Consider the following 13,178-nt stretch of genomic DNA (forward strand, 5'->3'; position numbering starts at 1 on the left):
AAAGTTGTACATATTGTATGTATACGAAATGAAAAAATTGATAGGAGCTTTTATATGCAAGATAGATCTAGTTCAAATATTACGTTTATTGATGTGTCTCATTGGGAAGGGAATATTGATTGGAATGCAGTGAAGGGATCCGGTATTTCAGCGGCGTATGCAAAAGCGACAGAAGGTGTAAATTACATTGATCCTACTTTTACTAAGAATGTACAAGCAGCACGAAATGCGAATGTATTAATCGGTGCATACCATTTTGCACGCCCAGAACAAAATGATGCAATTTCAGAAGCGAAATATTTTGTGAGTATATTACAAAGTAACCACACAGACTTAATGCCAGTTCTGGATTTAGAATCACCAACAGATCCAAGCAACAGTAATTTAACTGGTAGCGCTATATCGAATTGGGCAAGAAGCTTCATAAATTATGTGAAACAGGCTACTGCAAAAGATGTAATGTTATATACAGGAGTTTGGTATATTAATGAGTTCGGAATTAGCGGATTAAGTGATATTCCGCTTTGGATTGCTAGATACTCGAGTACACCGCCTGCTGATGCTGGTGGATGGACAGAGTGGACAGCGTGGCAGTACACAGATTCTGGACAAATTTCAGGCGTAGGAAATTGTGATGTATCAGCTGCAGTTTCATTAGAAGCTTTACAAGGGAATGGAGCAAGTGGTGGAGGTAATGTTTCCCCGTTTAATAATGCAACTCCAGTGTACGGAGTTGTTATAATTAATGGAGATAATGTGAATTTGAGAAGTGGACCATCTTTACAGTCTAGTGTAATTCGCCAATTGAATCGTGGCGAAGCATATGAAGTTTGGGGAGAACAGGGTGGTTGGCTTTGTTTAGGGACAAATCAGTGGGTATATAATGATTCGAGTTATATTCAGTATAAACATTATGTGGCGACTATTACTGGTGATAATGTAAATCTACGTGATGCTCCATCATTAAATGGAAATGTTATAAGACAGTTACATCATGGTGAATCGTATCAAGTATGGAGTAAGCAAGATGGATGGCTTTGCTTAGGGACAAATCAATGGGTATACTACGATTCAAGTTATATTCAGTATGGTGTACAATAGAGTGGAAATAAAAGGTATCTCTTCAGAGGTACCTTTTATTAAAAATATACAACTTTTACAAGGTCTATATCGAAACCATAGTATACTATAATAGATATATTTATAAAAAATAATTGAAAATGAAATAAAGGAGAAAAAATATGGATTATGTGCTAATAGGTGTAATTTTATTATTATTAGCTGCAGTATTCGTGCTGTTTTATAAAAATAAACAGCTAGAATCAGAGAGCCAGCAAGCGGAATTTGAAAAGAAACAAGCAATTGAAACGTACGAAAATGAAATTGCAGCTACGGTTACAGAACATAAAGAGCAGCAAAATACATTAAAAAATATGGAACAGAAAAAATACAATGATTTACAAATAAGTGCAGCTAGAGAACTTGAAAATATGCGTATGATGAAAAATCAATTAGCTGTGCAACATAGTAAAGAACGCAGTGAAATGCAAGAAAAACATAGTAACGAAATACATATGTTTCAAAAGTTAATTGCAGATTTGCGAGAGTATACGAAAAATGGAGCCGAAGTGAGTACGCACGAAACATTACAATATATGAAGCGTGGCTTCGTAGAGCAAGGCATAATACTAGATAATGAATTTCATATAATGCCGAATGTTTTTATGAGGAATCAGCATGGAAGAAATGATTTTCGAATTCATCATCTTGTTTTAAGTAAAACGGGTATGTATGTACTTGAAACGAAAGAATGGACAGGGAAATTAATTCATGGCTTAACGAAAGAAAATGCTAGTACATATTCATTTATGATTGATGAAATTGGCAAGTATCAACAAGAGATAGAGAAAGAAGAGACGTTTGAATATATTACAGGTGAAGATTCATTAACGATACAAGTGAAAAATGAAGGGAACCCAGTATATAGAGCGAAGAAACTATCTCATATTCTATACAATTGTTTGAAAGAAATGCAAGTTGATATTGTAAAGGAAAACATAAATCCGATTGTATATTTTTATAATGAGAATGGGAAAGAAGTGCTAGATCTTTCTGAAGAAAAAACGCCGAGATTAAAAGATAGAGAGCAAATTGTATCGTTCTTCAGAAATGAATTCTTAACGGGGAAAGTAATATATACAGGTCAAGAGTTGGAAAAACTTCGAGAAACCATTAATCGAATGAATTATATAATGAATTAAAAAGAGGTGGGCTTTCTAAGTGCTATATTAAGGGGTATTTTGTATGTTTATATTTGTTTGTATATACTCATGTATCTTGCTTTTATGTTTATTATTGGTATGGCTCATACGTCATTAAGTGTAACGAGCATTTTTATAATAGCCATGCCATTTGTTTTATTAGTTATGATTCAAAAGTCGATCTTATATGTTGCTAAAAATCGTAATGAAGAAAAGAAGCAAATGTCGGGGGTGTTAATAGTAGCACTTATTCCGTTAGTAGTATGTACGGCACAATTAAGTATGAATACGTACACTTCCAAGTTTAACCAATATCGGTGGTTACATGCTGAAGATAAACGGGTACATATGGTAGATGATCTATTGCAAAAATATAAATTAACAGGAAAATCAAATGAAGAAATTACACAATTATTAGGAACGCCTACTGAAACGAGAAATGGAGAAAACGGGGTTATCACTTCGTACTATCTTGGAACTGAACGTGGCTTTATTCCCATAGATAGTGAACATCTTGTTTTACAATTTGATAGAGATGGTAAAGTTGTGGAATATAAGGTGCATAACGATTGAAGAAACGTAGAGAGAAGCTATATATTATAGCTTCTTTTTATATTCCAATATAGTAAATGTAGGCAAATAGTAGTCATTCCTATCTATACGAATTGAAATGAGTCTGTTATATTGTAAATGGTTATGTTGCTTAATAGTTTAGTAGATAATCTATATTTTGGTTGAGGAGGGGAATTTTAACACGAATTTAATGATATGCGTGTTAAGTATTTATGATGAAAAAAGGATTTTATAATGTTTTAGCTGCATCAATTGTATTTAGTATGGTAACGATTCCAAATTATTCCTATGCTAATGAGCTTGGAAAAACTGTTACAGTTTCATCTGATGAACAAGCTTTAAAAAGTATTGAAAACCATATGAAAGATGAAGATGGTCGAGGGGAAGATAAAGGAGTAAAAAGTGAAGTGCAAGGTGAGTTTCTTGTACATATAGTGAAAGAAGTACCTTTATACGATTCTAGTAATTTTCAAAAAGAGACAGGGATTCGTATTTCGAATCAAGTCGTAAAAGCTGAGAAGAGAAAAGGAAACGCTTACTATGTTCAAACTTCATCGGGAACGGGGTGGATACAAAATAGTGATGGAAATGTAGAGGTTAAAGAAATTCACCCGTTATTAAGTGAAAAGTTAGTTATTAATGAAGAAAGCTCTACTTACTCTGAACCATTTACTTCATACAAAGAAGAAAATGTACTGGAGCCGCAAACTATTCAAGCAATTGGACAGGCGGGAGAATGGTTCCAAGTAAAAATAAATAATGAGATGAAATGGATTCATTCACCTTCAGCAAAATTTGAAGGAACAAAAGCTTCACTTATACAAGATGCAGCACCAACACGTACAAAACGTGCAGCAGCTATGTATGCTGCGCCAATAGAAGAGAAAACAACGGATATTTATGGTGTACCTTTAAAAGAAATGATTGTACCAAAAGGAAATGAAAATATTCGTCCAGGTTATGCGATGAACCCGAAGTATATTACGATTCATGAGACCGATAATTATAGTGTTGGGGCAAATGCTAGAAACCATGCGATATATTTATATAACCAAGCAACGGGAACGGAAGATCGTTCAGCGTCGTGGCACTTTACGGTAGACGATAAAGAGATTTATCAACACCTGCCATTAAACGAAAATGCTTGGCATGCAGGAGATGGGGCAGAAGGAACTGGGAATCGAGAATCAATTGCGATTGAAATTGCTGTAAACGAAGATGGTGATTATAATAAAGCTGTTGAAAATGCTCGTAAACTAGCAGCTTATTTAATGGGGGAATTAAATATTCCTTTAGAAAATGTGAAAAAACATCAATTTTGGAGTGGGAAGATTTGTCCAGCCATTATGATTAAAAATAATGGGTGGGAACCATTCTTACAAGGAACAAAAGTTTATTATGATGCGAACCATAAAGATGATATAACGGGTGGTTGGTATGAAGCAGACATTCGTGAATTAGATAAGCGCGGTATTATGGTTGGAGATGGAAAAGGTTCTTATTGGCCAGAGCGCCTTGTGACACGTGGTGAATTTGCAAATTTAATATCAAGATCATTGCAGCTACCTGAAGGATCATCGAATTTTAATGACTTAAATACAGCACATCCATCGCTAATAGATGGTATTAATCGTGCAGCAAGTGCTGGGATAATAAGTGGTAGAGGAAATGGTATATTTGCTCCAAACGATACGATTAAACGAGATGAAGCTGTTATCATGATTGACCGTGCACTGCAATATAAAAAAATTAAAGGTAACTTAGTCTCGTTACCATTCTCAGATCAAGATTTAGCATATGATAAACAAGCTGTACAACGTGTTTATGGATTAGGTATTGTAAAAGGAAATGAAAATAATGAATTTATGCCGAAAGGTTCTGCAACGCGTGGAGAATCGGCAGCATTTATTAATAGAATGTTAAAAGTAATAGAAAGTAAATAATGAAAAAGCATTCGCGATTGCGAGTGCTTTTTTATTTTTCAATACGTTATGGAAGGGAGAGAAGGGTTTTGAAGGGAATAAGGAATGAAAGCGGAGGTGATGCATATATATAGATGCGTTAAGTTGTTTTTGGCATATTGTATAAATGAAAAGGAGGTAAGACGGTGAAAGCTATACCGACTGATGTCCTGAGTAAAGAATTGATGGAAAGAGAAGGCGTTATATCTATTACAGTAAAGGAATTTGAAAAAATCGAAGTAGCTGGAGTAGTAGTCGCTGGCCCCGCGGTTATTTTGATTAATCAAGATTAAGTACATAGTATTGAAATAAAAAGTATCCTAGATGGATGCTTTTTATTTGTGTAGAAGAAAGAATATGGTGGATAATTGCCTTACTGGAGGGAGAGTATGTGGCAATTATTATAACGATGTTAGTAATGGGGATTTTATTAGGGTTTGTTGGAGCTGGGGGAGCCGGGTTTATTATCGCGATACTCACTTTAGTATTCCATATTCCTATTCACGTTGCACTTGCAACGTCTTTAACTGCTATGGCATTTACGACATTATCTGGGGTTATAAGTCATTATCGTGAAGGAAATGTAGTACTTACTATAGGCGGGATTGTTGGGGGATGTGGAGCGCTTGGTTCTTATATCGGTTCAAAAATTGGTTCACTTATACCAGGACATCTTCTTCATTGGTTTACAGCTGGGATGTTATTTTTATCTGCAATTTTTATGTTTATTAAATTAATTAAGTTTCAAAATAGGGAAGAGTTACTTTTAGCAGAGATTAAAGATTTTTCGAAAGAGAACATAATGAAATGTATATGTCTTGGATTAGTCACTGGAATGATGGCTGGTTCATTCGGGATAGGTTCTGCACCATTTATTCAACTTGGATTAATGTTTCTATTAGGATTAACGATCCAGCAATCTGTAGGAACAACAATGCTGGTTATATTGCCAATTGCGATTGGAGGTGGGCTAGGATATAGTTCAGAAGGCTACCTAGATCATATATTATTATTGCAAGTATTAATTGGGACGATGTTAGGAGCGTATATTGGGGCGAAGTTTACAAATTATGCACCAAGTATGCTTTTGAAGTTTTCAATGATTATGACACCAGTTCTAGCTGGATGCATGTTATTCATGGAATAAAAATAATATAGCAAACTAATATGTTTTACGAATGAATTATGTAAGTAATTCATATTTCCCATATAAAAGGATTTGCTTTAATATAATGAGTGTAAAGTTCGAGTATTCGAAGTACTACTTGAATTATATCCCTATCCCTTTTCTAAAAATGCGAACAAGTTTTGCCCTATTCTATTCAATATTTAATTGTATAGAAATATATTGTTCGATGACCATTATGGAACGTACATAATGGGAAAATCCCGATCCTTAAAGAGGATGCCCCTAATCTTCATGTGAAAATATGATCGGATATGAAAGCTGACCAATTTATGGTCAGCTTTCTTTTTGTTCAAAAACTATTTCTTCTTTAATTTCAGTTTGTAATAATAAAGCTTTTCCGAAACGACGTTTACATTCTGCACGCACTTTTTCAATAGCTAGTAGCTGAGTAGTAGCTGGAACTGTGACGATAGCCTGGCGAGGTTTTCGATTTTCTTCGCAAAAGACACATTCTACAACATATTTAGAAATCATGCTTTCATCCTTCCGTTTTTAATTTCTAAGAAGGAACTGCCTATGAAGTTGATGTAAATTTTCGTCATCGTTTTCCTTTTTTCCTCTTTTTTCAAGGAGAAAAGGAAAAAGGAACCGAATAGTAGTAGGGGGGGGATGTATATGGAAAGATGGATAGGCTGTGCAGCAGTATGTGTAAATGAAAGAAATGAAGTTTTAATGGTATTACAAGGACAAAAGGGTGAAGAAAAAAGGTGGTCCGTCCCAAGTGGAGGACTTGAAAAAGGAGAAACATTAGAGGAATGTTGTATCCGAGAGGTTTGGGAAGAAACAGGCTACAATGTGGAAGTTGTAAGTAAAATATACGAAAAAGAAGCGATTACATATGGGGTTCCTGTATACGTTCATTATTATATCGTAAAAAGAATAGGCGGTAGTATGAAAATCCAAGATCCTGATGAGTTAATACATGAAATTGCTTGGAAGGGGATAGATGAAATGAAGGAATTAACGCTATCTTTCCCGGAGGATTATGAGATTTTAAACAAATACATAAATAAAAAAGCGAGTGTGTAAACACTTGCTTTTTCAATGTATCCACGATAAGAAAAGCGGAACGATAACTAAACTAGCTCCTGCAGTTAAAAGCATAGATAAACTTGCGATCGTTCCCTCTACAGGACCGATTTCGAATGCTTTTGATGTGCCGGTTCCATTTGCGCTCGTTCCTAACATAATACCTTTTGCAATTGCTGTTTTAATACGGCATATACGAATGAGAGAAGGTCCGAGCAATGCTCCTGTTAACGCAGTTAAAACAACAAATACTGCTGTTAATTGTGACATACCACCAATCATTTCTGAAATGGCCATTGCAATTGGTGTCGTTACAATATGAGGTGCTAAACTATGTTCTAACGATGAATCAATTTGAAAATAATTTGCTAGTAGTGCTGAAGTAATAACTGATAGAAACGAACCGACAATGACATTAAGTAAAATAGCCATTCCATGTTTCTTGAGTAAATCAAAGTATTTATAGATTGGCCATGCAAAAGCAACTGTTGCAGGTTTTAATAATTCTGTTAACCATTGGCCTCCAGTTTCATACGTTTCATAAGATGTGTCTAGTCCGAGTAATAAAGCGATTAAAATAATAGGACAGACGAGAAGAGGAGAAAGTAAGCTCCAATTCCAGCGTTTATACATTTTCTTCGATATCCAATATGTGAATAGTGTTAATAGTAAACAAAGAAAACCGATCATTGCACGGATCCTTTCCGCTTTAGTAGCAATTCTGTTAAGAGTCCTGTAACGAGAGTGACACAAAGTGTACTAATCATAATAATTAAGATGAGATCGATTCCATATTGTGATAGTGTATCTTTGTAGCGTATGACAGCGACTGCAGAAGGAATGAAAAATAAAATAAGTTCTTTTAATAAAAAGTCTGCACCGTCCTGTATCCACTCTTTTTTCACTAGGTTAAATTTTAATGAAATTAACAATAAAAAAATACCGATAATACTTCCTGGAACTGGGAGGTGTGCCTGTTTTGCAATCCATTCACCTGTCCAAGCGAAACAAAATAATAGTAAAATTTGTCCGCTTAATTTCCACCATTTCATACAGTAACCACCTCTTTCTTTTTTTACATAAAAATTGTAAAAAAGAATTAACAAATTCTACTATACGTTCATTCAAAAAATTTGTCTAATATATAAATTATATGTTATTAATATATTAGACGTATTAATTGAAATGGAAAAGGGTGTCCAAAATGGAATTACGGCATTTGCAATATTTTGTTGTAGTGGCAGAGGAGTTACACTTTGGACGGGCGGCTGCTCGTTTACAAATGACACAACCACCGCTTAGTCAACAAATTCAGCAATTAGAAAAAGAAATGGGAGTTATGTTATTTTCAAGAACGAAGAGAAAGGTTGAATTAACAGAAGCTGGAGAAATGTTTTTGAAAGAAGTAAAAAAAGCGTTCGAACAAATTGAAAAAGCGGTAGAGATTGCACAAAGTGCCCAAAGGGGAGAAGTGGGCTCACTTTCAATTGGTTTTGTAGGTGCGGCGATATATGATATTTTACCATCTATCGTAAGGGAGTATAGAAAGAAATTTCCGAGGGTGTCTGTTGCATTACATGAATTATCTACTCCAGATCAAGTGCATGCACTTCATGATAATCGTATTGATATTGGATTTTTGCGTCCACCAATCCCAACACAATTATTAGAATTAGAGCCGATACAAAAACTATCGTGTACTTTATGTTTACCGAAGGCTCATCCACTTGCAGAGAAAGATGAAATACATATAGAAGATTTACGAGATGAACCGTTTGTATTTATTACGAGACCAGTATGGCCAGCGTTATACGATACAATTTTATCACTTTGCCGCGACGTCGGGTTTAGTCCGCGTATCGTACAAGAAGCGACGGAATATCAAACAGTTATGGGACTTGTAGCAGCAGGGATTGGAATTACAGTCATACCCGTATCGGCAAATAAATTATATAAAACAGAAGTTGTATATAAAGAACTATATGATTCTAATTTTGTTGCAGAAATGTCAGTAGCTTACAAAAAAATGAATAGCAATCCAGAGCTTTTAGAGTTTTTAAAAATTGCAAGAGAGAAGAAAAGAATAGAAGTTGAGGATGAGATTAATTAAGTTATTAAAAAGTACACCTCATTAAACACTAAAGCGGAAAGGCAATAGTATTGCCTTTCCGCTTTAGTGTTCTTTTTTTAGTTCTATACTAAAGAGATAAACATGTTCGTTTTTGTGTTCTAGGACTAAAGACTTAGAGGAAATTCCGATTGTAGTGCGATGTTTAAAATGTCATATTTTTATACACTAGTAGTATAGAATGCGTATGTAATAAGGTAGGGGAAGAATTTTATGTCTTTATGTCGGTTAGCGAGAAAAAATATAAGAACATTTGCTGCCAAAAGGATGAAGCAATTTATGTGGATTGCTATGAGTACTATGATTTTGTTTTTTATGATATCGCTACAATTTAATGAAGTAGTTGTTGGGGAATTAGGGACTACACTTTTATTTCAAATGTGTTTTTACACGTTGTTTATCGTAGTCATTTTCATATGTATGTTTATTACATATAAAATGACGTATTCTCTTCTGCAAGTGAGGAAAGAAGAAATTAAATCTTATGTAGCAGAGAATGGGAAGAGAAATGATGTACTATGTTTATTATGTCAGGAGCAATTATTTATTTATGGAGTAGCGTTTGTGTTTGGGTTAGTTAATGGGATGTTATTTTTAAAATTGTTTACGATTATCTGTATGAAAATAGCAGGAATACAAGGGATAGATAGTGCACCGATTACAATATATGCAATCGTAGTCGTTAGTATAATTATGATCGTTATCCTTCTATTATCGATGGTGCAATGTTTTCGATTTGTTCAAAGTTTACAAGATAAAAATTCGTTTCATTTCAAGGAAAAGGCATGAGGAATCATGCCTTTTTCTATTTTACACAGAAAAATAATCATGTTACAGTGTAAAGACCTGACAAAGAATGGGAAGGAAAGGTTGTATAGAATGACAAATGAACAATCAATTGTAAAGGTCGAGCGGTTAACGAAGCGAATCGGTTCAAAGACACTTGTAGAAAATATTAGTTTTGAAGTTAAAAAGGGTGAAGTAGTTGGTTTGCTCGGACCAAATGGCGCTGGAAAAACGACTTTAATGAGAATGATGGTCGGCATGATTCGTATGACAGAGGGCGAAGTTTGGATTGATGGTCAATCTGTAAAACAACAATTTGAAAGTACTGCTTCGAAAATTGGAGCAGTAATTGAGACACCGGAATTTTATCCTTTCTTGAGTGGCTATGAAAATTTAACATATTTCGGACGAATGAATGGGAACGTGACAGAAGAACGTATCGATGAAGTAGTGAAATTGTTAGGAATGGGACAAGTAATTGACCGCAAAGTAAAAGCATATTCACTCGGCATGAGACAACGTTTAGGAATTGCTCAAGCGCTTATTCATGATCCAGATGTATTAATATTAGACGAACCAACGAATGGATTAGATCCTAGTGGAATACATGAAATGAGAATGTACATAAAGAAAATTGCACATGAACAAGGAAAAGCTGTTCTTGTATCTAGTCACTTACTTTCAGAAGTTGAATTAATGTGTGATAGAGTTATCATTATTCAGCACGGAGAATATGTCGCGACGCAAAATATTCAGCATAATCAAAGTGAAGAGATGGAGACAATCCGTATACGCGTAGATGATGCGAATAAAGCGGCAGAAATGTTAGACCAAGATGTTTTAATAAAAGGTAATGATTTACTTATTCATGTAAAAGATGAAGAAATCCCAAATGTTATTCGTACATTGCTTGAGAAAAACATTCAAGTGTATCGTGTATATGAAGAAAGAAAAACGTTAGAAGAGCAATTTTTAGAATTAACAGGGGGAAAAGATATTGTTTAATTTAGTGTATAACGAATTGTATAAAATATTTAAGCGAAAGCGAACGATTATTCCATTTGCAGTTATTGCAGTATTAATAATCGGATTAGGATGGGTTACTGTAAAGTATCTGGAGCCGGAAACAAAAGGATGGAAAGCTGATTATACAGAACGAACTGTAGAAATTGAGAAAAAGCTAGGCATGGAAAAAGAAGCAATTTTAGCGGAACGATCTGGGGATGAGCTTGTAAAGGAATATCAGCTTAAGATGAAGCATTTAGATACAGATACAGCACCGGCAAGTAGTTCTCCACTTTCTTTCATGAGAGATACAGGCTTTATCGTATTTCCAATATTACTTCCGTTTATCCTCGTGTATGCAAGTACAATTTTTGCGAATGAATATAGCTGGGGAACATATAAATTTTTAACGATACGACCAGCGAGTCGCTTTAAAATTTTGACAGCTAAGTTTTTAGCAATTGTCATATTTGCAGCGTTATTGTTTATATTTAATATGATTTTTTCCATTTTATGTGGGCTTGTTATTTATAAATTCCAGCAGCCTGCATGGAGCGAATTTATTTTCCAAGATGGAAATATTATAAAACAAAATATTTTTGTAGAGGCTAGTAAGTATTATATTTTATCGTGGTTGCCAACGATTGTGTATGCAGCGTTTGCATTTATGATTTCTGTGCTAACAAGATCTAGTGGAGGCGCGATTGGTATTTCACTATTTCTCGCTTTATCAGGAAACATCGCATTACTAGCAGCAACTAGATATGATTGGGCGAAATATTTATTGCCAGCAAACACAGATTTATACAGTATTGCAAAGAATGGAAGCTTTATTGATGGAGTAACGTTCCCGTTTGCATCGTGTATGCTACTACTTTATTTATTCGTATTTTTAGGGGTTTCTTATACTGTATTTTTGAAACGAGATTTAACTTAAAAGAAAAGCCGTTAAGCACACTCTTAACGGCTTTTCTTTATGTTAATTGTTTAAGCGCTTTTTCGGCTAATAAAGCGAAAAATTTTGCGCTGATAGGCAATGCTTGTTCATCGATAGTGAACGAGGGATGGTGCCATTCATGTGTACCACTCGTTCCCATAAAGACGAATGATCCTGGTATGTGTTGTTGATAAAAAGAGAAATCTTCGCCAGCCATGGAAGGAGTAGGGGTAATCACGTCTAGTGACATTTCCTGTGCAGTTTGTGTACATAAATGAGTAAGAATTTCATCATTATGAACGGCAGGAGGACCTGAATGAAAATGGAATTCTGTTTTTACACCTAGTGCATCAGAAACGCCCTTAATGATACGTTCCATTAAGGCTGGAATTTTTTCGCGTGTTTCAGCTTGGAAAGTACGAACAGTACCTTCTAATATTGCTTTTTCAGGAATAACGTTCCACGTATTTCCTGAATGGATGTTTGTGACGCTAACAACTGCATTATGAGATGAACTTATATTTCGGCTTACAATAGTTTGTAGTGCCATCACAATTTGAGAGGATGCGACAATTGGATCTACCCCAGCATCTGGTACAGCTGCATGTGTACCAACTCCGTGAATTTCAATTTCAAATCGATCAACTCCGGCCATAAGTGGACCATCTTTAATACCGATTGTACCTACTGGTAAATCAGGTTTGTTATGCATACCGAAAATAGCTTGTACGCCATGTAAATGCCCAGCTTCAATAACTTTGCAAGCGCCATTACTACTCTCTTCAGCCGGCTGGAATAGAAAGCGAACAGTTCCATTTAGGGAAGGTTCTCTTTCTTTTAATAAATAAGCGGCACCTATAATAGCAGCTGTATGAAAATCATGCCCACAAGCGTGCATTTTTCCATGGATTTTTGAAGCGTAGGATAAATTTGTTTCTTCCTGAATAGGAAGGGCATCAATATCAGCACGGATTGCTATAAGCGGTCCGTTACTATTCCCCGAAATTTCAGCAATAACGCCCGTTTCTAAACTAGAATTGATAATTGTAATGTTTTTTTCTTCTAACCAATTCTTTATAGCTTTCGTCGTTTCGAATTCTTCGTAGGATAATTCTGGATTCTCATGTAAATTTCTACGAATAGAAATAAGTTGATCAGTTAACTGTTCTAGATTTGATGCCACTTATAATGCCCTCTTTCTTAAATCAAGTATTTACTATAAGTATACAATATTGAACTACTCACCACTTAACGTCCTTACGGACTGTTTGAAGTGGGAGATTCCTAAGTACAGAAGCCTAATGGCTTC

At 35.0% G+C, this 13,178-nt stretch carries 15 protein-coding genes; 11 read left to right on the forward strand and 4 right to left on the reverse strand.

Annotated features, from left to right (window positions below; genetic code table 11):
• The first annotated feature begins 54 nt into the window (after nucleotides 1-54).
• From PDK19_RS25420 to PDK19_RS25445, 6 genes are all read left to right on the forward strand, one after another.
• Nucleotides 55-1,101, forward strand: coding sequence for a GH25 family lysozyme (locus PDK19_RS25420; RefSeq protein ID WP_270708173.1), 1,047 nt, complete (start codon nucleotides 55-57; stop codon nucleotides 1,099-1,101).
• A 140-nt stretch (nucleotides 1,102-1,241) separates the two neighbouring features.
• A complete protein-coding gene (locus PDK19_RS25425; RefSeq protein WP_000386802.1) occupies nucleotides 1,242-2,261 on the forward strand; it encodes a nuclease-related domain-containing protein in 1,020 nt (339 codons plus the stop codon).
• 6 nt (nucleotides 2,262-2,267) lie between these two features.
• Nucleotides 2,268-2,834: a hypothetical protein gene (locus PDK19_RS25430; protein WP_270708174.1), complete on the forward strand. Its 567-nt coding sequence runs from the start codon at nucleotides 2,268-2,270 to the stop codon at nucleotides 2,832-2,834.
• A gap of 215 nt (nucleotides 2,835-3,049) precedes the next feature.
• The gene (locus PDK19_RS25435; RefSeq protein WP_270708175.1) at nucleotides 3,050-4,777 is read left to right on the forward strand and encodes an S-layer homology domain-containing protein; all 1,728 of its coding nucleotides are present in this window, start codon (nucleotides 3,050-3,052) and stop codon (nucleotides 4,775-4,777) included.
• Nucleotides 4,778-4,941: 164 nt separating this feature from the next.
• A complete protein-coding gene (locus PDK19_RS25440; protein WP_000644411.1) occupies nucleotides 4,942-5,088 on the forward strand; it encodes a BC1881 family protein in 147 nt (48 codons plus the stop codon).
• A gap of 98 nt (nucleotides 5,089-5,186) precedes the next feature.
• Nucleotides 5,187-5,942: a sulfite exporter TauE/SafE family protein gene (locus tag PDK19_RS25445; protein WP_000974645.1), complete on the forward strand. Its 756-nt coding sequence runs from the start codon at nucleotides 5,187-5,189 to the stop codon at nucleotides 5,940-5,942.
• A gap of 315 nt (nucleotides 5,943-6,257) precedes the next feature.
• On the opposite strand, the gene PDK19_RS25450 is transcribed toward PDK19_RS25445, so the two are convergent.
• Complete coding sequence (locus tag PDK19_RS25450; protein WP_000624205.1) at nucleotides 6,258-6,458, reverse strand: DUF3903 domain-containing protein; 201 nt, start codon at nucleotides 6,456-6,458, stop codon at nucleotides 6,258-6,260.
• Nucleotides 6,459-6,599: 141 nt separating this feature from the next.
• Between PDK19_RS25450 and PDK19_RS25455 the strand changes: the two genes are divergently transcribed.
• Complete coding sequence (locus PDK19_RS25455) at nucleotides 6,600-7,013, forward strand: NUDIX hydrolase (protein ID WP_016718256.1); 414 nt, start codon at nucleotides 6,600-6,602, stop codon at nucleotides 7,011-7,013.
• 12 nt (nucleotides 7,014-7,025) lie between these two features.
• Here the strand turns inward: PDK19_RS25455 and PDK19_RS25460 are convergent, their stop codons facing one another.
• Together PDK19_RS25460 and PDK19_RS25465 are read right to left on the reverse strand one after the other, a co-directional pair.
• The gene (locus PDK19_RS25460; RefSeq protein ID WP_000578951.1) at nucleotides 7,026-7,703 is read right to left on the reverse strand and encodes an LrgB family protein; all 678 of its coding nucleotides are present in this window, start codon (nucleotides 7,701-7,703) and stop codon (nucleotides 7,026-7,028) included.
• The gene (locus PDK19_RS25465; protein WP_000872364.1) at nucleotides 7,700-8,065 is read right to left on the reverse strand and encodes a CidA/LrgA family holin-like protein; all 366 of its coding nucleotides are present in this window, start codon (nucleotides 8,063-8,065) and stop codon (nucleotides 7,700-7,702) included. Before PDK19_RS25465 ends, PDK19_RS25460 begins: the two co-directional genes overlap by 4 nt.
• 152 nt (nucleotides 8,066-8,217) lie before the next feature.
• Here PDK19_RS25465 and alsR point away from each other — a divergent pair, with 152 nt between their 5' ends.
• The 4 genes from alsR (at nucleotide 8,218) to PDK19_RS25485 (ending at nucleotide 11,869) form a co-directional block, all read left to right on the forward strand.
• On the forward strand, nucleotides 8,218-9,123 hold the full coding sequence (gene alsR, locus PDK19_RS25470; protein ID WP_000423223.1) for an acetoin biosynthesis transcriptional regulator AlsR: 906 nt from the start codon (nucleotides 8,218-8,220) through the stop codon (nucleotides 9,121-9,123).
• 231 nt (nucleotides 9,124-9,354) lie between these two features.
• Nucleotides 9,355-9,930, forward strand: a complete 576-nt coding sequence (locus tag PDK19_RS25475) for an FtsX-like permease family protein (protein WP_061183001.1) — start codon at nucleotides 9,355-9,357, stop codon at nucleotides 9,928-9,930.
• A gap of 90 nt (nucleotides 9,931-10,020) precedes the next feature.
• Nucleotides 10,021-10,932, forward strand: coding sequence for an ABC transporter ATP-binding protein (locus tag PDK19_RS25480; protein WP_000180642.1), 912 nt, complete (start codon nucleotides 10,021-10,023; stop codon nucleotides 10,930-10,932).
• Nucleotides 10,925-11,869, forward strand: a complete 945-nt coding sequence (locus PDK19_RS25485) for an ABC transporter permease (protein ID WP_000482765.1) — start codon at nucleotides 10,925-10,927, stop codon at nucleotides 11,867-11,869. Before PDK19_RS25480 ends, PDK19_RS25485 begins: the two co-directional genes overlap by 8 nt.
• 37 nt (nucleotides 11,870-11,906) lie before the next feature.
• Here PDK19_RS25485 and PDK19_RS25490 read toward each other — a convergent pair whose 3' ends face one another.
• Entirely contained in the window at nucleotides 11,907-13,052 is a 1,146-nt protein-coding gene (locus tag PDK19_RS25490) for a M20 peptidase aminoacylase family protein (RefSeq protein ID WP_074615058.1), read from the reverse strand.
• Between the last annotated feature and the right edge of the window lie 126 nt (nucleotides 13,053-13,178).

This window comes from Bacillus cereus group sp. BcHK124 (genome assembly GCF_027712065.1).
Taxonomy (GTDB): domain Bacteria; phylum Bacillota; class Bacilli; order Bacillales; family Bacillaceae_G; genus Bacillus_A; species Bacillus_A pacificus.